This window comes from Stenotrophomonas sp. GD03930, assembly GCF_029839665.1.
Lineage (GTDB): Bacteria > Pseudomonadota > Gammaproteobacteria > Xanthomonadales > Xanthomonadaceae > Stenotrophomonas > Stenotrophomonas forensis.
In genome coordinates, this window is record NZ_JAOCAV010000001.1 from 2,026,873 (window position 1) to 2,045,713 (window position 18,841).

Here is an 18,841-nt window from a genome sequence, read left to right on the forward strand (position 1 = left end):
GCGAAAGAATTGACACCGGCACTTTTTTGTTTTTGGGACCCTACCGTTCACTGGCCGTTCGCCGCAGTTCGCCGCTGTTCGCGCCATCGGAGATGCCATGCTATTCGAAACCCTCGCCACCACCGGCCATGAACAGGTGGTGTTCTGCCACAACCACGATGCCGGGCTGAAGGCGATCATCGCCATCCACAACACCACCCTGGGCCCGGCCCTGGGCGGCGTGCGCATGCGCCCCTACGCCAGCACCGACGAGGCGCTGGCCGACGTGCTGCGGTTGAGCCGGACGATGACCTACAAGAATGCGCTGGCCGGCCTCAATGTCGGTGGCGGCAAGGCGGTGATCATCGGCGACCCCAAGGTGGACAAGACCGAGGTGCTGTTCCGCGCCTTCGGCCGTTACGTCGATTCGCTGGGCGGGCGCTACATCACCGCCGAGGACGTCGGTACCGACGTCAACGACATGGAGAACATCTACCTGGAGAGCCAGTTCGTGACCGGCGTGCACCAGGTCCATGGCGGCTCCGGCGATCCGGCGCCGTTCACCGCTTACGGTGCGCTGCAGGCGCTGATGGCGGCGATGCGCTTCAAGTTCGGGCATGAAGAAGTGGGCAAGACCAGCATCGCGGTGCAGGGCCTGGGCCACATCGGCATGGAACTGGTGAAGCTTCTGCGCGACCGCGGCGCCAAGCTGTATGTCACCGATCTGGACAGCAGCCTGGTTGATCGTGCGGTCAGCGATTTCGGCGCCGAAGCGGTCAAGCCGGACGAGATCCACGAGGTCAACGCCGATGTGTTCGCGCCATGTGCGCTGGAAGGCGCGATCAATGCCGATACCCTGCCGCGGATCAAGGCGAAGATCATCTGTGGCACCGCCAACAACCAGCTGTCGAGCCTGGAAATCGGCGACGAGCTGCATGCGCGCGGCATCCTGTATGCACCGGACTACGCCGTCAACGCCGGTGGCGTGATGAACGTTTCGCTGGAGATCGACGGCTACAACCGCGAACGCGCGATGCGCCTGATCCGCAGCATCTACCACAACCTCACCCGCATCTTCGAACTGTCGCAGCGCGAGAACATCGCGCCGCAGCGTGCCGCCGACCGCATCGCCGAAAGCCGCATCCTGTCGATCGGCAAGCTGAAGATGCCGCTGGGCCGCAGCACCCCGCGCCTGGGCAACCTGCGCGGCGGCTGAGCCTGCGGGGGTCGCGCCGGGCCTGGGCCCCGGCGCGACCGATCACTCAGAACCCGGTGCTGTAGCGCAGGGCCGCCTGCCGTGCGCCTTCGCCACCGACACGCTGGTCGAAGCCCAGGCTCAGGCGGCCATTGCGGCCCCACCACGATTCCAGTGCCACGCCGAACAGCGCACTTCCGCGCGACGTGTTCCAGCCCGCCAGTGGCGCCCAGGCATCGACGCCGACGAAACTGGCCTGCCAATCCACATCGGCACCATCGAGCCGCTGCTGCCACTCGGCATGACCGCGCAGCGTCCATCGCCCCCATCCACGCTCACCGCGCACACCGGCCAGCATCTGGCTGCGCTGCACGCGGTTGGCATCGCCACGCAGGCCGAAGCCGAAACCACCCAGCTCCTGGAAGGCGTCGGTCTCCACACGCGTGGTGCTGGCGCCCAGGTAAGGCGTCAGCGACGCACCGGCACGGCCGAAGCGATAGCCGCCTTCCACGCTGGCACTGCTGAAGCGCCCGCCATAGCGCGCAGAGACACCGTAGGCGCCGGCCCCCAGCAGCAGCTGGCGATCCAGCGCACGGGTGAACTGACCGCTGCCGAACTGGGCCAGCGCATAGCCACGCCCCAGGTTCCAGCCGGCATACAACTGCGCTTGCGCCTGGCGATCACGACCCCGATCGCCACCAAAACTGCTGCCACCGTTGCTGCGGGTCTCGCCGAAGGCCACGCCCATCAGCCCGTTGCTGCCCAAGGCCAGATCCTGGCCGGCCATCCAGCCACGGCTGTCAGCGCTGTTGCCGGCGAAGCTGCCCTGCCCGGCCTCGCCCAAGGCGCTCTGCCAGGTGCCGCGCAGGCGAGGTGCGGCCTGCACCCGATCGAAACGTTCAGCGATCGCGCGGCGTGACATGTCGATGCTGTCGAAGGTGGCCGACTCGGCCCGCGCATGCGCCTGCCCGGACAGGCTCTGCAGGCTGGCGGCCAGGCCATCACGGCCACCGCCGGTCCACTGCAGCGCGCCGGCGGCCGCGCCGAACGCCGAGCCCTGCAGGCCGCTGCTGCGATCCAGCGCGTTGAACGCGCCGTCCAGGCGCTGCGCCGCAGCCTGCGCAGAGGCGCTCAGTCCACTGGCGGCAGAAGTGACACTGACCTGGGCCAGGTTCAACCAGGCATTGTTGCTGTCATAGCCATAGCTGCTCTGCAGCAGCGACAAGCCCTGCAGGCCGCTGGAGGTGGCCGGGCTGCTGAAGGTGCCGCTCAGGCCACCGGCCGCATGGACCAGGTCCTGGCGGCTGCCGCTCTGCGGCACATAGCCGGAGACGAAGCCATGCACGCGCACGCCACCATTGATCGAGGCGGTGCCGGTCACCTGCAGCGCATTGGCACCGAGCGCGATCATCAGCTGGCCACCTGCCTGCTGCGTGTAGTTGCCCTCGATGGTGCCGGTGGTGCTGCCGGTGGTCAGGAACACGCTGCTGCCGTTGACCACGTTGCCGATCACCCGCGGCGTGCCACCATTGAACTGCAGGCCGGTCGAATCCGGATCGGGCTGGCCGAGGATGGTCACGTTGGAACGGATGACACCGCCGTTCTGCAGCGACAGGATGCCGCGCTCGATGCGGGTGGCGCCGGCATAGCTGTTGTTGCCGCCCAGCACCAGGGTCCCGCCGCCCTGCTTGACCAGGCCGCCACTGCCGACGATGTCGTTGCTCCACAGCGAGCCGGTCGAGGCCACATCCACGTTGGCGACCACATCACCCCAGTCAAAGCGCCCGGGGCCCTTGACCGCTCGGCCGATGTCCAGCAGGCCGTAGCCGAACACCGGGTCCACGCCAGGCGCGCCGATGTCCTTGGCGGTGCCCAGCAGGGTCTGCCGCACCAGGTCGTTGTTGAAGTAGGGGAAGCGCTGCCAGACCAGCGCCGCCGCACCGGAAATCAGCGGCGCGGCGAATGACGTGCCGTAGTTCCAGTAATAGCTGCCACCGCTGGCATCGGGATAGACCGCGCTGCCCGGCGCCGCCAGGCAGTAGCGGGCCGCCTGGCCGCAGGCATTGGCATAGCTGGCCAGCGCACCCGGCGTGTAGGGATCAACCGCGGTCGCCACCAGCCAGCCGCGCTCCAGGTCGGCCGCCGGAAGCGTGCCGGCCACGCCTTTCTGGCTGGGCAGCGCGGCCAGGCTGCTGGGTTCGGTGCGCGCATCATTGCCGGCTGCGAACACCACCAGGCCGCCGTGGTTGATGACAAACGGACGATACTCGGCCGCCACTTGCGCGGTGGTCGGCAGGTCGGTCCAGTACAGGCCACCCCACGAATTGTTCATCACCTTCACGTTGTAGCTGATCAGGTCCTGGTGGACCTGCGCCACGCCGAGCGGACCGCTGAAGGCATTGCCGCGCCCACTGCCGTCATCGGTCGGCCGCGTGTCGGAAATGATCCGCGCGGATACGATCTGCGCCCCCGGCGCGATGCCCCCCGGCCACGTCCCTACCGCTGCACCGGCGGCCAGGCTGGCCACCGCGGTGCCGTGGCCGACCACATCGTCGACCGCCAGGTTGTTCCTGGCCGGATCGATGTAGTTGAGGTTGGCCAGCACCCGTCCGTTCAGCGCCACCGCATCGCGCTGCACCCCGGAATCAACGATGCCGATACGCACGCCCTGCCCGGTCAGGCCCGCTGCCTGTGCGGCACGCGCGTTGGTGACTGACAGATGCGCATCGAAGGCCGGTTCCTGCGGCTTGGCCGGCGGCGGCGTGGTGGGTGGAGGCGTGGTGGGGGGCGGCGTGGTCGGCGGTGGATCGATGCGCACATTGCCGCCGCCTCCGCCTCCGCCACATGCCGTCAGCGCCATCGCCAGCGCGGTACCCAGGGCAGACCTCACCATCGTCGTGCGTTCCATCGATTCCTTCCCATGAACGTTGGCCGGCCGTGATCCTGGCTGGCATGCGGCCGCGCCCAGCGACGGCCCTCCGCGACCCTCTATACTTGGGCCGACCCCCACGCAGTCTGCCGGGAAACCGGGGCGCTTCCAACGGCCTCCGGTCTCCTTTCCGAACATTGCTTACGCATCAACGAGATTGCCATGTCCAACATCGTCATCGCCGCCGCCAAGCGCACCGCCATCGGCTCCTTCCTCGGCCAGTTCAACGGCGTGCCGACCCCGACCCTGGGCGCGGCCGTCATCAGCGCCGCCCTGGAACAGTCGGGTGTTCCGGCCAGCGACGTCTCCGAGGTCCTCATGGGTTGCGTGCTGCCGGCCAACCTCGGCCAGGCACCCGCCCGCCAGGCCGCGATCGCCGCCGGCATCCCGCTGTCGGTGGGCGCCACCACCCTCAACAAGGTGTGCGGCTCGGGCATGAAGACCATCATGCTCGGCCATGACCTGATCAAGGCCGGCTCGGCCAGCATCGTGGTGGCCGGCGGCATGGAATCGATGTCCAACGCGCCGCACATGCTGCCGAACTCGCGCACCGGCAACCGCTTCGGCAACTTCCAGGCGGTCGACCACATGGCCCACGACGGCCTGGTCAATGCCTACGATGGCAAGGCGATGGGCGAATTCGCCGAATGCGCCGTGGACAAGTACCAGTTCAGCCGCGAAGAGCAGGACGCCTACGCCATCGAATCGGTCAAGCGTGCGCAGGCTGCGCAGGCCAATGGCGCGTTCGCCGATGAAATCGTCGCGGTGAAGGTCGCTACCCGCAAGGGAGAGGTCGAGGTCGCCACCGACGAGCAGCCTGGGCGCTCGGACATCGCCAAGATCCCGACCCTGCGTCCGGCCTTCAAGAAGGACGGCAGCGTCACCGCCGCCAGCTCCTCCAGCATTTCCGACGGCGCGGCCGCCGTGGTCCTGCTGACCGAGGAAGATGCCGCCGCGCGCGGCATCACCCCGCTGGCCCGCATTGTCGGCCACGCCACCCACTCGCAGGAGCCGGAGTGGTTCACCACCGCACCGATCGGCGCGCTGCACACGCTGCTGGACAAGACCGGCTGGTCGCTGGACCAGGTCGATCTGTTCGAAATCAACGAAGCCTTTGCCGTGGTGGCGATGGCGCCGATGCGTGAGCTGGGCATCCCGCACGACAAGCTCAACGTGAATGGCGGTGCCTGCGCACTGGGCCATCCCATCGGCGCCTCGGGTGCACGCCTGGTGGTCACCCTGGTCAACGCGCTGCGCACGCGCGGTGGCAAGCGCGGCATTGCCACCCTCTGCATCGGTGGCGGCGAAGCAACCGCAATCGCCATCGAATTGATTTGAAAAGATTTAACGATGATTTCGCAAAAATGAATGCGGGATCGCTTGACACCCAATATTGGCTTGTCATCATGTTGTCGGCGCGCAGCATGCGCGTTGCCTAATTCTAACGACGAGGATTTACACAATGAGCATCAACAAGCTGCTGGTCGCGATGTCCCTGGCTCTGGCCCTGGCCGCCTGCTCGAAGCAGGAAGCTGCCCAGGACGCCGCTGCTTCGGCCAACGAAGCCGCCACCGAAGCCCAGGCTGCTGCCGACCAGGCCGCCGCTGCTGGCGCCCAGACCGCCGACGCTGCCCAGCAGGCCGCTGACACCGCCGCCACCGCTGCTGACGCTTCGGCTGACGCCGCTGCCCAGGCTGGCGCTGCTGCCACCGACGCTGCTGCCGGCGCTGCTGCCGACGCTGCCAAGGCTGCCGAAGGCACCGCCGAGAAGGCCAAGGACGCTGCTGAAGAAGCCAAGAAGTAATAACTTCTTTCTTCACGCTGTTCTGGAAAAGCCGCTGGTTCGCCAGCGGCTTTTTCTTTGCGCCGATGCCCGCGGTTGAGCCACTGCATCGCCACCCCGTCTTCACAACGGCATGAATAGGCTGGCGTCCCCATCCATTGCAGCACCGGAGACCGCCATGAAGATTCGTCCGATCACCACCACCCTGCTGGCTGCCTCCCTGCTGCTGGCGCTGGCCGCCTGCAAGGGCCCGGAAGCCGAACAGGCCAAGCAGGACGCACAGCAGGCCGCCGACAGCGCTGGCGCTGCCGCCCGCGACGCTGTCGACAAGGCCGCTGCCGCCACCCGCGAAGCCGCCGACAAGACCGCCGCTGCCTCCGAACAGGCGGCTGCCGATACCCAGCAGGCCCTGGACAAGGCCGCAGACGCCACCGCCAATGCCGCCGACAAGGCCAAGGACGCTGCCACCGACGCCGCGGCTCATGCCAGCGACGCGACCGCCAACGCCGCACAGAAGGTCGCCGACAAGGCCCGCGATGTCGCCAATGACGCGAAGGCCAACGCCGCCAAGGAAGAAGCCAAGCACTGAGGCATACCGGCAACCGGGCATGCGCTCGGCGCTACAGGAAAAGCCGCGGCACCGCCGCGGCTTTTCTGCTTTCTGCTTTTCGCTTTTTCTGTTGATTTCGTGGTGTGCGCCCACGGAAATTGTCCGCGGCCGCGCGGGAGGGTTGCGCAGGGGCGTGAGCCGCATGGATGCGGCGACCGAGCTTACATGGACGTACTTGCAGCGCCCCCTGCGCAACCCACCCGCGCGGCCCGCTCACGACGCAGACTCCGCGCCGCCCGCCACGAGGGGCTCGGCCGTTGGCCGCCGCCTACGGCAACGCGCGCGCCAGCATCCCCGACACATCCAGCCCCGCCGGCAGCGTCCCGAACGCCAGCCCGTGCTCCCCTTGCAAACGACTACGCACGAATGCCTCGGCCATCGGACTGCGCGCACGCAACAGCAGCGCCGCCTGCAGCAGCAGCGCTGTGCGCTCGCAGAACATCCGCGCCTGCGATTCTTCCGGCGGCGGTGCCGCCGCCCAGCGCTGCAGTGCGGCCGCATAGCGCGCATCACGATCGGCCACCGCGGCCAGTTCACCGCGCAGCGCCACCATCGCCTCGGGCTCACGTGCCAGCGCGCGCAGCACGTCCAGGCACTGGATGTTGCCGCTGCCCTCCCAGATCGAATTCAACGGTGCCTGTCGGTACAGCCGCGGCAGCATCGATTCCTCCACGTAGCCGGCGCCGCCCAGGCATTCCTGTGCTTCATTGACGAACGCCGCGGCACGCTTGCAGATCCAGTACTTGCCCAGGGCCGTCCCCAGCCGCGCCAGCGCCGCTTCGTTGCCATCCACGCCGGCACGATCCACCGCGCGCGCGATACGCATCGACAACACCGTGGCCGCTTCCGACTCCAGCGCCAGATCGGCCAGCACGTTGGCCATCAGCGGGTGATCGACCAGCAGCGTGCCGAAGGTACGCCGGTGGCGCGCATGGTGCAGCGCCTGTGCCAATGCCATGCGCATCTCCGCTGCCGCACCCAGCATGCAATCCAGGCGGGTCATCATCACCATGCCGATGATGGTGGCCACACCGCGCCCCTCCTCGCCCACGCGCCATGCCTGTGCGCCGCAGAACTCGACTTCGCTGGACGCATTGGCCCAGTCACCCAGCTTGTCCTTCAGCCGCATCAGCCGGAACGCGTTGCGGTCGCCATCGGCCAGCCGGCGCGGCATCAGCAGGCAGGTCAGTCCACCTGGCGCCTGCGCCAGCACCAGGAAGCCATCGCACATGGGCGCAGAGAAGAACCACTTGTGGCCGACCAGGCGGTAGCGCTCGCCATCGATCGGTTCGGCGCGGGTACTGTTGGCCCGTACGTCCGAGCCGCCCTGCTTCTCGGTCATGCCCATGCCCAGGGTGATGCCGGCCTTGTCCGCCACCGGCACGTCGCGTGGGTCGTAGACCGGCGCAGCAGCCTTGCGCGCCCACTCGGCCAGATGCGGGTGCGGATCCAGTACCGCCACCGCGGCGTGGGTCATGGTCAACGGGCAGCTGGTGCCCGCCTCGGCCTGGTGATGCAGGTAGCTCAGGGCCGCGCGCGCGACATGCGCACCGGGCTGCGGCTCGTGCCACGACAGTCCAGCCACGCCATGCTGCTTGGCCGTGCCCATCAGCTGGTGATAGGCCGGATGAAACTCCACGGTATCGATGCGATGGCCCTGCGCATCATGCGTACGCAGTCGTGGCCGATCACGGTTGGCATCGAAGCCGAGCCGGTACAGTTCGTCACCGGCCAGCGCGCCGTACACCGCCAGGCGCGGTGCGAAGCTGCCCGCACCCTCCCGCTGCACCGCCTCCATCAATGCCACGTCATCGGTCCACAGATGACGGCCGGCGAACGGTGGCGGCTGGTTCAGCACCACATGGGTTTCGAAGGGCGCGCTGCTGCTGAAGCTCGGTCCACTCATCCGGTCCATCCTGGCGGCAAGAAGTGTGCGGCTCGATTGTGCCGCATCACCTGCCAAGCCCGCGTTCAGGCCGGTTCTCACCCCGTGCACGAGGCAGCGGCCACAGTGACCGCATGACAGGCAACGACGATCTGGTGGTCCTGCGCCCGGAGGGGCTGTACTGCGCCGCCGGTGACTTCCACATCGATCCCTGGCGCCCGGTGCCACGTGCGGTCATCACCCATGGCCATGGCGATCACGCGCGCCCGGGCATGGGCGAGTACCACTGCAGCGAAGGCAGCCTGCCGATCCTGCGCTGGCGCCTGGGTGACGTGCCGGTGCAGGCGCATGCCGAGGGCGTGCCGTTCCGGCTGGGGCGGGTACAGGTATCGCTGCATCCGGCCGGGCATGTGCTGGGTTCATCGCAGGTCCGTATCGATGACGGGCAGCAGGTCTGGGTGGCGTCCGGCGACTACAAGCGCCAGCCTGATCCAACCTGCACGCCGTTCGAGGTCGTGCCCTGCGATACCTTCATCACCGAAGCCACCTTCGCGCTGCCGATCTACCGTTGGCCGGACACGCCGGCAGTGGCTGCCGGGATCGTGGCGTGGCGCCGCGAATGCGAACAGCGTGGCGAGGCCGCGATCCTGCTGTGCTACGCACTGGGCAAGGCACAGCGGGTACTGGCCGAACTGTTGCCGCTGGACGATCGTCCGGCCTGGCTGCATGGCGCCATCGCCAATGGCGTAGCGGTCTACCGGCAGGCCGGCGTACCGATGCTGGAGACGCACACCGTCGCTGAGCAGGGGCGCCAGCCGGATGCAGCCGGCCAGTTGATCCTCGCGCCACCCTCGGCCGCGGGCACGCCGTGGATGCGTCGCTTCGGCCGCCATCAGCTGGGCTTCGCGTCCGGCTGGATGCAGCTGCGCGGCAATCGGCGCCGGCGCAATGTCGATCGTGGTTTCGTCATTTCCGACCATGCCGATTGGCCTGCGCTGCTGCAGACCATCGAACAGACCGGCGCGCAGCGGGTGATCGCCACCCATGGCAACACCGACGCGCTGATCCCCTTCCTGCGCGAACGCGGGGTCGCTGCTGAAGCTTTCCGTACCGACTTCGGGAGCGAGGAATGAAAGCCTTCGCCGCGCTCTACCAGCGGTTGGACCGCAGCACCGCTACGCTGGACAAGCGTGCGGCGCTGGTCGATTACTTCCGCCAGGCACGTGCGCATGATGCGGCATGGGCACTGTACCTGCTCAGTGGCGGCAAGGTCGGCGGCGCGCGCAGGAAGATCGCGGCAAGCGGCGAACTGCGCGCCTGGATTGCCGAACAATCGGGTCTGCCACCGTGGCTGGTCGAAGACAGCTATGCGCAGGTCGGTGACCTGGCCGAAACGCTCACCCTGCTGCTGGATGATCCGGCGCAACCGGCTGCCGACCGGCCCCTCGCCGAATGGATCGAACAGCACCTGCTGGCCGTGGCCAACCAGGACGAGCCGGTACGCCGCGCAGCAGTCGTTGCCGGTTGGCAGCAGCTGTGCAGCAGCGAACGGCTGGTGTTCAACAAGCTGCTGACCGGCGCCCTGCGTGTCGGTGTTTCGCAGCGACTGGTGCAGCAGGCGCTGGCCGAATGGTCGGGCCTGGACATCGCACGCATTGCCCAGCGCATGCTCGGCGAATGGGTCCCCTCACCCGGGCTGCTGGGCCAGCTGCTGTCACCGGACGAGCTGCCCCTGGACCGGCAGCAGCCCTACCCGTTCTTCCTCGCCTCGCCCCTGGAAGGCGAACCGGAAGAACGCCTCGGCCCGATCGACGACTGGATGCTGGAATGGAAATGGGACGGCATCCGCCTGCAGCTGCTGCGGCGGCGCGGCGAAACAGCCCTGTGGTCACGCGGCGAGGAGCGGCTGGATGGTCGCTTCCCGGAGATCGAACAGGCCGCGTTGGCACTGCCCGATGGGTGCGTACTGGACGGCGAGCTGCTGGCCTGGGACGAGAGTGGCGAGCTGCCGCGCGCCTTCACTGCGCTGCAGACCCGCATCCAGCGTCGCAAGCCCGGCGCTGCCACGCTGCGCAACACGCCGGTGCGCGTGCTCGCCTATGACCTGCTTGAACTCGACGGTGAGGATCTGCGCGCGTTGCCGTTGCAGCAGCGACGCCTGCGGCTGGCAGAGGTCATCGGCAGGCTGGGCGACACCCGCATCCAGCTGTCGCCCGAGGTGGCCGCCGTTGATTGGGCGCATGCCGCCGCGATGCGCGAGCTGGCGCGCGAACGCGGCGTGGAAGGATTGATGCTGAAACGGCGCGCCTCGCCCTACCAGGCCGGGCGACGCCGCGGCGACTGGTGGAAATGGAAAGTCGATCCGCTCACGATCGATGCCGTGCTGCTGTATGCGCAGGCCGGGCACGGCCGCCGCAGCACGCTGTACACCGACTACACGTTCGGGGTCTGGGTTGGCGACACCCTGGTGCCGGTGGCGAAGGCCTATTCGGGCCTGGACGACAAGGAAATCCTGGCACTCGATCGCTGGATCCGCGCCAACACCCGCGAGCGCTTCGGACCCGTACGCAGCGTGCGCGCCGAACAGGTCTTCGAGCTGGGCTTCGAAGCGGTCAACCAGAGTTCACGGCACAAGTCGGGCGTTGCCGTGCGCTTTCCGCGCATCCTGCGCTGGCGCCACGACAAGCCGGCCAGCGAGGCTGATCAGCTGGCCACGCTGCAGGCGCTGGCGCGATGACCCGCAGCCAGGCGCTGCGTCGGCTGGAGGACTGGTTCGCGGCCCGCGGCTGGCGCTCGTTGCCGTTCCAGCGCGCGATGTGGCGGCACTACCTGGCCGGTGAATCGGGCGTGCTGCACACGCCCACCGGCAGCGGCAAGACGCTGGCCATGTTCGGTGGGCCGCTGCTGCAGGCGATGATCGACCCACCGGTATCACCCCGCCGCGCCAGTGCGGTGCGTCCGTTGCAGGTGCTGTGGGTGACGCCGTTGCGCGCGCTGGCCAGCGACACCGCGCGCGCCCTTCAGGCGGTGGTCGACGGGCTCGGCCTGGGATGGCGGGTGGGCCTGCGCAGCGGTGATGCCAGCAACCGCGAGCGGCGACAGGCGCGCGAGGGCCGCGTCGACGTGCTGGTGACCACGCCGGAATCATTGGCACTGCTGCTGAGCTATCCGGATACCCTGCCGCGGATGCGCCAGCTGCGCTGCGTGGTGGTGGATGAGTGGCACGAACTGCTGGGCAACAAGCGGGGCGTCCTGCTGCAGCTGAACCTGGCCGTGCTGCGCGAGGCCGCGCCTGCGCTGCAGCTGTGGGGGCTGTCGGCCACGCTGGGCAATCTGCAGGAGGCACGCGACGTGCTGCTGCCTGGGCAGCCGGATGCACCGATCGTGCAGGGCGTACGCCCGCGCGCAATCAGTGTGCGCAGCCTGCTGCCCGAGCCCGGCGAGCGCTTCCCGTGGGCCGGGCATCTCGGCCTGGCGCAGCTGCCGCGCGTACTGGAAGCGCTGATGCAGGCGCGCAGCAGCCTGCTGTTCACCAACACCCGCGCGCAGGCCGAACTGTGGCATCAGGCGCTGGCGGCAGTCTGGCCGGAAGACCCGGATACGCTGGCACTGCATCATGGCTCGCTGGATCCAGCGCTGCGCCAGCAGGTGGAAGATGGCCTGCGTGCGGGCACGTTGCGTTGCGTGGTCGCGACCTCCAGCCTCGACCTGGGCGTGGACTTCCCCGAGGTTGAACAGGTGCTGCAGCTGGGCAGCCCGAAGGGGGTGGCACGCCTGCGCCAACGCGCCGGGCGCGCACGCCATCGACCCGGAGCCGGCGGCGCCATCCTCTGCATACCCAGCCACGCGCTGGAGCTGGCCGAGTACGCCGCCGTGCGCCGTGCACTGGCCGAGGGCGTGGTCGAGGCGCGCAGGCCACCGACACTGTCGCTGGATGTGCTGGCCCAGCATGCGGTCAGCCGCGCGTTGGCCGGTGGATTCCACAGCGACGCGTTGCTGGCGCAGGTACGCCGTACCCATGCCTTTGCCACGCTCGGTGAAGAACAGTGGCAGGCCGTGCTGACGTTCATCGTGCAGGGCGGCCAGGCCCTGGCCCAGTACCCCGACTTCCACAAGGTGGTGCGCGATGACAACGGTTGCTATCGCATGCACGACCGTCGCCAGGCGCTGCGTCATCGGCTCTCGATCGGCACCATCAGCAGCGATGGCAGCGTACGCGTGCAGTTCCTGCGCGGCGGTGGCCTGGGCGCGGTCGAGGAACAGTTCGCCAGCCGCCTGCGCCGCGGTGATCGCTTCCAGTTCGCCGGACGCCTGCTGGAGCTGGTGCAGCTGCGCGACATGACCGCCTTCGTGCGATTGGCACGCGGGCGCGGTGACGGTGTCGTGCCGCGCTGGCAGGGCGGCCAGTTGCCACTGTCGATGGCGCTTGGCCGCGAACTGGAGTCGGTCCTGTCCGGCGCCGATGACAGCGCTGAATCACGATGGCTGGCTCCGCTGCTGGCCCTGCAGCAACGCATGTCGGCGCGGCCCGCGCCCGATCATCTGCTGGTGGAGGACGTACGCCGCCGCGACGGCCAGTTCCTGTTCGTCTATCCCTTTGCCGGCCGTCACGTGCACGAGGCACTGGCGGCGCTGTTGGCGCTGCGTTGCACGCGCATGCAGCGCAACAGCATCGGCTATGCGGTGAACGACCATGGCCTGGTGCTGGCACCGGCGCAGGCCATCGATCTGGACACAGCGCAGTGGCGCATGCTGTTCACCGGTGATCGGTTGCTGGACGACCTGCGTGCAGCGGTGAACCTGGGCGAGCTGGCACGCCGCCAGTTCCGCGGCATCGCGCGCGTGGCGGGCCTGCTGGTGCCCAGCCTGCCCGGCGGCATGCCGCGTTCGCTTCGCCAGCTGCAGGCCTCGGCGGGCCTGCTGTACGACGTGCTTCGCGAACACGATCCAGACCATCTGCTGCTGGCGCTGGCCGAACACGAAGTGCTGCATGACAGCCTGGACCTGCCTGGCCTGCAGCAGGTGCTGGCACGCATCAGTACGCAGGCGCTGTCGGTGCAGCGTCCGGCGTCGCTCACGCCACTGGGCTTCCCCTTGTGGGCCGAGCGTCTGCGCGGGCAGTTCAGCAACGAAGACTGGCGCACACGCGTTCAGCGCGCGGCACAGCGACTGGAACGCCGCCATGGCCGATGAACTGCCCGTGCAGCTTGCCGGTGAAGCCATGGTCCTGATCGGCGCGCGTGCGCTGTACTGGCCGGCGCGGCAGGCGCTGCTGATCGCCGACCTGCACCTGGGAAAGGCCGACGTATTCCGTCGTGCCGGCATCGCCCTGCCCCGCGGCGGCACCGCCGAAGACCTGCAACGCCTGCAGTCACTGCTGGACACGCGCGCCTGCCGCGAACTGTGGATCCTCGGCGACATCCTGCATGGGCCCGCGCATCGCGCGGCCTGGTACCAGCAATGGCTGGGCTGGCGCGAACGCAATGCCGGGCTGGACGTGCACGTACTGCGTGGCAATCACGATCGGCAGCTGCCGCACGCGCAGCTGCAGGTACAGATCCACGATGAGATCGGGCTGGCGCCGTTCCTGCTTCGCCATGAGCCGGTACCGGACGCAGCAATGCACGTGATCGCAGGGCATCTTCACCCGCAGGTCGCACTGCCCTCGTTGCGGCGGCGCTTTCCCGCATTCTGGCTGCGCGAGCGGATGACGATCCTGCCCGCGTTCTCCGCATTCACCGCTGGCATCGTGCCTGTGCCCATCCGCGGCGAACGGATGATCGCCTGCGTCGACGGCGGCCTGGTGCAGCTGCCCGCGCGCTGAATCAGGCCGGGCGCAGGCCCAGCGCCGGCATCAGGCGGAAATCCGCCGTGTCATCGTCACGTCGTCGCGGCAGGGCCTGGATCGCCGCCAGCATCTCCTGCGCGCAGGCACGGATGCGTGCGTGGTGTTCGGGTGATGCATGGCTGATCAGGCTGCCGACATGGAACTCGAACACGTCCTCCAGTACGTCGGGCTGGTCCTCGTGCAGCATCTGCAACAGACCGCGCAGCTTGCAGATTTCCGATTCCAGCTCTTCGACCGCGAACAACATGGCGTCCTCCTCTTCAACATCCGGCGGCACGTCCGGGCCGCAGCAGGCCGCAACGGCGGCGGCGCCCGGGCCACGCGCGATGTTGATCACGGAAAGGAAAACGGGCGACGCGGCTGTCGCGTGCTCCCCTCTTGTCGCACAACCACGGTGAGGCAACCGTTAATTCACGTGACGGCCTGCTTCACACGCCTGCGATTGCAGCGGCAGTGCGAGGCGTTTCGGTTGCGCTGCCCAGCGCCTCGATGAAGGCAGGTTCCAGCGCGAGCGAACCGAACCAGCCATGCTGCGTGCCGCTCAGCACGCGCAGCATGTGGCTGCGACCGCCGGGCAGGCGCCCCATCGGACCGAGCAGCACATCACGCGCCTTCGCCCAGCCATCGCGGTCGGACTGGAACAACGGCGTCAGCCATCGACTCCAGCGCTGGTACACCGCCACATGCGCGCGCCGCTGCGCCTGGTAGGCCTGCAGCGCGGCCGTGCCACCACCATGGATGCGCACCGCATCGCGCAGCGCCAGCGCATCGAGCAGCGCCATGTTCACGCCCTGCCCCAGCTGCGGACTCATCGCGTGCGCAGCATCACCGGCCAGCACCAGGCGCCCCTGGTGCCAGCGCGACATCACCGCATCGCGATAGACCGCGCGCGCCAGTTGGCCGGCATCACGCAGGTGGGCGAAGCGCGCAGCGGCCTGCGGCCACAGCGTGTGCAGTTCCTCCAGCCAGGACGGCATGCCATCGTTCTGCCAGCGCTCGAAATCGGTACGCGGCAGGCTCCAGAAGAAGCTCAGGCGCGGCGTGTCGTCACCCGGACAGGTTCCCACCGGCAGCAGACCGATCATCTTGCGCGCGGCCACGTAGCGCTGGCGCAACTCCTGCACGTGTGGCCAGTCTTCGGCCGGCAGCAGGCACCACAGCGCGCCCCACGTATACACGCGATCCAGCCCGGCACCCGTGGCAATGGTGCTGCGCAGCGTCGACGCTGCGCCATCCGCAGCCACCACCAGGTCGAACGGGCCATGCGTGCGGCCTTCGCCGTCGCGCAGGCGGCCCTGTTCGGCATCCACTCCGGTAATCGTGATGCCGGCATGCAATTGCCCTGCGCCGTCCCGCGCTTCATCCAGCAGCGAGAACAACGCGCCGCGCTGCATGCCCAGCCCATGCAGGCGCGCGTCCAGGCCGTCGTAGCGCATGTCCATCACCGCGCGCTCGCACGGCGTATCGCCGTACAGGCGGTGTACGGGTGCGGCATGCGCGCGCACGGCGTCGAGCAGGCCCATCTGCCACAGCACCTGCAGGCCACTGGGCTGCAGCAGGAAGCCTGCGCCGACCGGCCCCGGCGTGGGCACGCGCTCGAAAATGTCCACCTCATGACCATCACGGGTGAGCAGGATGGACAAGGCCTGTCCAGCGGTGCCGTAGCCAATCACGGCGATGCGCAGTCGTTCCTTCATGCCTGCATTGTGCCCGAGGCCGGCAGATGACGACCGGAATGCGGACGGCTGCACAAAAAAAACCCCGCCGAAGCGGGGTTTTCAACGCACTGTCGAGTGGATCACTCGGCCGGCGTGATGTTCGAAGCCTGGGCACCCTTCGGGCCCTGGGTCACGTCATAGGTGACACGCTGGCCTTCCTGCAGGCTGCGGAAGCCCTTGGAGTTGATGGCGGAGAAGTGCGCGAACACGTCGGCGCTGCCATCCTCCGGCGAGATGAAGCCAAATCCCTTGGCGTCGTTGAACCACTTGACGGTACCGTTCGGCATGGTGATGCGAGACCTTATGCAATGAATGGGTGGTGTACGCTGAACCCGCGCACAAGCTGAGTATGCAAAGCTTGCTCGGGGAAGACAATCACCCCCGTGCCAATTCGCCCACCAGTTCCGGAAGTCCGTTGCTGGCCGCCTGCACGTTGGCCAGCACTTCGGCCATCGTAATCTCCTCGCCATCTCCACAGCCGGCGGCCCAGTTGGCGATGATGGCCAGGCAGGCGTAATCCAGCCCCAGCTCCCGTGCCAGCGCGGCTTCCGGCATGCCGGTCATGCCCACCAGGTCGCAGCCATCACGGCGCATGCGGGCGATTTCGGCGATGGTTTCCAGGCGCGGGCCCTGCGTAGCGCCGTAGCAGCCACCGTCATGGACCGTGACACCGGTCACTTTCGCGGAGGCCAGGATCTTGCTGCGCAGCATCGGCGTGTACGGATGGCCGAAATCGACGTGGACCACGTCGGTGCCTTCTTCTTCACAGACGGTGCTGATGCGGCCCCAGGTGTAGTCAATGATCTGGTCCGGGCAGGCCAGCACGCGCGGACCAAAGTGTTCGGTGATGCCACCAACCGTGTTCAATGCCAGCACCCGCTGCGCGCCCAGCTGCTGCAGCGCCGCCAGGTTGGCGCGGTAGTTGATCTTGTGCGGCGGCAGCGAGTGGCCTTCACCGTGCCGTGCCAGGAACGCCACGCGATGGCCGAGCAGTGTCCCCACGCGCACCGGGCCGGAGGGGCGGCCGAAGCGGGTGTCGACCTCGTGGGTCTGCACGTCGTCAAGCTTGGCCAGGTTGTAGACACCGGTACCGCCGATCACGGCCAGGGCGATCTGTTGCATTCGAAGCACTCCATGAAAAGACAAACGCCGGCACCCGAGGATGCCGGCGGCAGAAGAACACGCGCCGCGGGCGGCGGCGCCGTTATTCCTTCATCGCGTAGATGGCCGGCACGCAGCGCAGGGTTTCGTTGACGTCCATGCCGAAGCCGAACACATAGCGGTCCGGCAGTTCGATGCCGGCGTAGTCGGCGACCACGTCCGGCAGCGCGCGGTCGTGCTTCTTCACTGTCATCGCAGCGATGCGCACGTCGGTCGCGCCCTGCTCCAGGCACCAGGTGCGCACGCCCTGCAGGGTGTAGCCCTCGTCGAGGATGTCGTCGATCAGCAGCACGCGGCGGCCGAACAGCGAGGTGGCCGGCTTGTGCTTCCAGACCAGGTCGCCGCCGGTGGTTTCACCGCGGTAGCGGGTGGCGTGCAGGTAATCGAACTGCACGTCCTGGCCGCGCGCGCCCAGTTCCAGCGCCAGCTGGCCGGCGAACGGCAGCGCGCCGTGCATGATCGACAGGAACAGCGGCACCTCGCCCTTGTAATCGCGCGCGATGGCGTCGGCGATACCAGCGATGGCCTTGTCGATGGTGGGGCGGTCGACCAGCAGGTCAGCCTGGGCCAGGGCCTGGGAAATGGTGAGGTTGGGCATCAGACGGTTCTTCCAAGGGTTTCAAGCAGACGGGATTGGGTGTCGCCATGGCGGGCATCGGCCAGCAGGCCGTCCCAGCCGAGCGCGCCGCGGCCAAGCAGCCCCAGCAGCGCAGCAGTATTGAGGGAGCGTCCCTGCACGGCGTGCAGGGCTTCATCGACCAGTTCCGGGTGGCAGACCAGCACCACGTCGCAACCGGCATCCAGGTGTGCATGCACGCGCGCCGGCACGCCGCCGGCACTGTGCGAGGCGGCCATGCCGATGTCGTCGGAGAACACCACGCCACGGAAGCCGAGCTCGCCGCGCAGGATGTCCTGGATCCAGCGCGGCGAATAGCCGGCCGGTTCCGGTGCCACCTGCGGATAGATCACGTGCGCCATCATCACCGCATCGGCACCGGCGGCGATGCCGGCCTGGAACGGCACCAGGTCCTGCGCACGCAGCTCGTCCAGCGCGCGCGGGTCGATCGCGGTGTCCACGTGGGTGTCTTCCAGCACCGTGCCGTGGCCGGGGAAATGCTTGAGCGTGGCCGCCATGCCAACGGCGTGCATGCCACGCACGTAGGCGGCGGTGAACGCGGCCACCACCTGCGGGTCTTCACTGAAGGCGCGGTTGCCGATGGCGCGGTTGCCACGGCCGAGGTCGACCACCGGCGCGAAGCTGAGGTCCACACCGCTGGCGCGCACCTCGCTGGCCATCAGCCAGGCGTGCTGCTCGGCCAGCGCCAGCGCCCGCTGCGGATCGGTCGCGTACAGCGCCCCGATCTCCTGCAGCGGCGGCAGCTCGCTGTAGCCTTCACGGAAACGCTGCACGCGGCCGCCTTCCTGGTCGACGCAGATCAGCTGCGGGCGCGGGGCGGCGGCGCGGATCGCCGCGCTCAGATCGGTCACCTGCTGGCGCGAGGCAAAGTTGCGCTTGAACAGCACCACCCCGGCCACGGCATCGTGCTGCAGCCAGTCACGTTCCTGGGCGGTCAGTTCGGTGCCGGCAACGCCGATCAGCAGCATGGTCGATCTCCACAACGCGCGCCCGCATGGCGCAGTGCCGCATTGTCGCAGAACCGGCCGACAGGCGCAGTGGTCGCGAAAAGGGGACGGAGGGGATTAAGCCGCAATCGGCCCTCACGAGCTGGAAA

At 68.3% G+C, this 18,841-nt stretch carries 16 protein-coding genes; 8 read left to right on the top strand and 8 right to left on the bottom strand.

The genetic code is table 11. From position 1 onward, the window contains the following. Positions 1-97: 97 nt before the first annotated feature. Positions 98-1,195, top strand: a complete 1,098-nt coding sequence (locus N5C18_RS09140) for a Glu/Leu/Phe/Val dehydrogenase dimerization domain-containing protein (protein ID WP_049456104.1) — start codon at positions 98-100, stop codon at positions 1,193-1,195. Between the two features lie 46 nt (positions 1,196-1,241). On the opposite strand, the gene N5C18_RS09145 is transcribed toward N5C18_RS09140, so the two are convergent. Next, positions 1,242-4,082, bottom strand: a complete 2,841-nt coding sequence (locus N5C18_RS09145) for an autotransporter serine protease (RefSeq protein ID WP_053511853.1) — start codon at positions 4,080-4,082, stop codon at positions 1,242-1,244. 183 nt (positions 4,083-4,265) lie between these two features. On the opposite strand from N5C18_RS09145, the gene N5C18_RS09150 reads away from it, so the two are divergent. The 3 genes from N5C18_RS09150 to N5C18_RS09160 all read left to right on the top strand — a co-directional run bounded on the left by N5C18_RS09150 (position 4,266) and on the right by N5C18_RS09160 (position 6,475). Then, positions 4,266-5,441, top strand: a complete 1,176-nt coding sequence (locus N5C18_RS09150) for a thiolase family protein (protein WP_053511852.1) — start codon at positions 4,266-4,268, stop codon at positions 5,439-5,441. A gap of 124 nt (positions 5,442-5,565) precedes the next feature. Further along, positions 5,566-5,907 (top strand): hypothetical protein, encoded by a 342-nt coding sequence (locus tag N5C18_RS09155; RefSeq protein ID WP_006461107.1) that lies wholly within the window; start codon positions 5,566-5,568, stop codon positions 5,905-5,907. Between the two features lie 157 nt (positions 5,908-6,064). Continuing rightward, positions 6,065-6,475: a hypothetical protein gene (locus N5C18_RS09160; RefSeq protein ID WP_006461120.1), complete on the top strand. Its 411-nt coding sequence runs from the start codon at positions 6,065-6,067 to the stop codon at positions 6,473-6,475. Between the two features lie 289 nt (positions 6,476-6,764). On the opposite strand, the gene N5C18_RS09165 is transcribed toward N5C18_RS09160, so the two are convergent. Then, positions 6,765-8,402, bottom strand: a complete 1,638-nt coding sequence (locus tag N5C18_RS09165) for an acyl-CoA dehydrogenase family protein (protein WP_279944342.1) — start codon at positions 8,400-8,402, stop codon at positions 6,765-6,767. A 113-nt stretch (positions 8,403-8,515) separates the two neighbouring features. On the opposite strand from N5C18_RS09165, the gene N5C18_RS09170 reads away from it, so the two are divergent. From N5C18_RS09170 to pdeM, 4 genes are read left to right on the top strand one after another with little or no spacing between them, the layout of a single operon-like run. After that, on the top strand, positions 8,516-9,514 hold the full coding sequence (locus tag N5C18_RS09170) for a ligase-associated DNA damage response exonuclease (protein ID WP_180880318.1): 999 nt from the start codon (positions 8,516-8,518) through the stop codon (positions 9,512-9,514). Then, positions 9,511-11,118, top strand: coding sequence for an ATP-dependent DNA ligase (locus N5C18_RS09175; protein ID WP_279944343.1), 1,608 nt, complete (start codon positions 9,511-9,513; stop codon positions 11,116-11,118). Before N5C18_RS09170 ends, N5C18_RS09175 begins: the two co-directional genes overlap by 4 nt. Further along, a complete protein-coding gene (locus N5C18_RS09180; RefSeq protein ID WP_279944344.1) occupies positions 11,115-13,574 on the top strand; it encodes a ligase-associated DNA damage response DEXH box helicase in 2,460 nt (819 codons plus the stop codon). Before N5C18_RS09175 ends, N5C18_RS09180 begins: the two co-directional genes overlap by 4 nt. Further along, entirely contained in the window at positions 13,564-14,205 is a 642-nt protein-coding gene (gene pdeM, locus N5C18_RS09185; RefSeq protein WP_279944345.1) for a ligase-associated DNA damage response endonuclease PdeM, read from the top strand. The genes N5C18_RS09180 and pdeM overlap by 11 nt, the downstream gene beginning before the upstream one ends. A gap of 1 nt (position 14,206) precedes the next feature. Here pdeM and N5C18_RS09190 read toward each other — a convergent pair whose 3' ends face one another. From N5C18_RS09190 to nagZ, 6 genes are all read right to left on the bottom strand, one after another. Continuing rightward, on the bottom strand, positions 14,207-14,476 hold the full coding sequence (locus tag N5C18_RS09190) for a hypothetical protein (protein ID WP_040009460.1): 270 nt from the start codon (positions 14,474-14,476) through the stop codon (positions 14,207-14,209). 181 nt (positions 14,477-14,657) lie between these two features. Then, positions 14,658-15,926: an NAD(P)/FAD-dependent oxidoreductase gene (locus N5C18_RS09195; protein ID WP_279944346.1), complete on the bottom strand. Its 1,269-nt coding sequence runs from the start codon at positions 15,924-15,926 to the stop codon at positions 14,658-14,660. 101 nt (positions 15,927-16,027) lie between these two features. Further along, positions 16,028-16,234 (bottom strand): cold-shock protein, encoded by a 207-nt coding sequence (locus tag N5C18_RS09200; protein ID WP_005410590.1) that lies wholly within the window; start codon positions 16,232-16,234, stop codon positions 16,028-16,030. 88 nt (positions 16,235-16,322) lie between these two features. Next, entirely contained in the window at positions 16,323-17,069 is a 747-nt protein-coding gene (locus N5C18_RS09205) for an S-methyl-5'-thioinosine phosphorylase (protein ID WP_164242530.1), read from the bottom strand. An 82-nt stretch (positions 17,070-17,151) separates the two neighbouring features. After that, the gene (locus tag N5C18_RS09210) at positions 17,152-17,706 is read right to left on the bottom strand and encodes a hypoxanthine-guanine phosphoribosyltransferase (protein ID WP_006461210.1); all 555 of its coding nucleotides are present in this window, start codon (positions 17,704-17,706) and stop codon (positions 17,152-17,154) included. Then, positions 17,706-18,713, bottom strand: a complete 1,008-nt coding sequence (nagZ, locus tag N5C18_RS09215; RefSeq protein ID WP_053450476.1) for a beta-N-acetylhexosaminidase — start codon at positions 18,711-18,713, stop codon at positions 17,706-17,708. Before nagZ ends, N5C18_RS09210 begins: the two co-directional genes overlap by 1 nt. Positions 18,714-18,841 lie beyond the last annotated feature (128 nt).

Bases quoted from the DNA above. Each gene is read 5' to 3' on its own strand.
- N5C18_RS09140 (WP_049456104.1), top strand. From the start codon at position 98: ATGCTATTCGAAACCCTCGCCACCACCGGCCATGAACAGGTGGTGTTC.
- N5C18_RS09145 (WP_053511853.1), bottom strand. From the start codon at position 4,082: ATGGAACGCACGACGATGGTGAGGTCTGCCCTGGGTACCGCGCTGGCG.
- N5C18_RS09150 (WP_053511852.1), top strand. From the start codon at position 4,266: ATGTCCAACATCGTCATCGCCGCCGCCAAGCGCACCGCCATCGGCTCC.
- N5C18_RS09155 (WP_006461107.1), top strand. From the start codon at position 5,566: ATGAGCATCAACAAGCTGCTGGTCGCGATGTCCCTGGCTCTGGCCCTG.
- N5C18_RS09160 (WP_006461120.1), top strand. From the start codon at position 6,065: ATGAAGATTCGTCCGATCACCACCACCCTGCTGGCTGCCTCCCTGCTG.
- N5C18_RS09165 (WP_279944342.1), bottom strand. From the start codon at position 8,402: ATGAGTGGACCGAGCTTCAGCAGCAGCGCGCCCTTCGAAACCCATGTG.
- N5C18_RS09170 (WP_180880318.1), top strand. From the start codon at position 8,516: ATGACAGGCAACGACGATCTGGTGGTCCTGCGCCCGGAGGGGCTGTAC.
- N5C18_RS09175 (WP_279944343.1), top strand. From the start codon at position 9,511: ATGAAAGCCTTCGCCGCGCTCTACCAGCGGTTGGACCGCAGCACCGCT.
- N5C18_RS09180 (WP_279944344.1), top strand. From the start codon at position 11,115: ATGACCCGCAGCCAGGCGCTGCGTCGGCTGGAGGACTGGTTCGCGGCC.
- pdeM (WP_279944345.1), top strand. From the start codon at position 13,564: ATGGCCGATGAACTGCCCGTGCAGCTTGCCGGTGAAGCCATGGTCCTG.
- N5C18_RS09190 (WP_040009460.1), bottom strand. From the start codon at position 14,476: ATGTTGTTCGCGGTCGAAGAGCTGGAATCGGAAATCTGCAAGCTGCGC.
- N5C18_RS09195 (WP_279944346.1), bottom strand. From the start codon at position 15,926: ATGAAGGAACGACTGCGCATCGCCGTGATTGGCTACGGCACCGCTGGA.
- N5C18_RS09200 (WP_005410590.1), bottom strand. From the start codon at position 16,234: ATGCCGAACGGTACCGTCAAGTGGTTCAACGACGCCAAGGGATTTGGC.
- N5C18_RS09205 (WP_164242530.1), bottom strand. From the start codon at position 17,069: ATGCAACAGATCGCCCTGGCCGTGATCGGCGGTACCGGTGTCTACAAC.
- N5C18_RS09210 (WP_006461210.1), bottom strand. From the start codon at position 17,706: ATGCCCAACCTCACCATTTCCCAGGCCCTGGCCCAGGCTGACCTGCTG.
- nagZ (WP_053450476.1), bottom strand. From the start codon at position 18,713: ATGCTGCTGATCGGCGTTGCCGGCACCGAACTGACCGCCCAGGAACGT.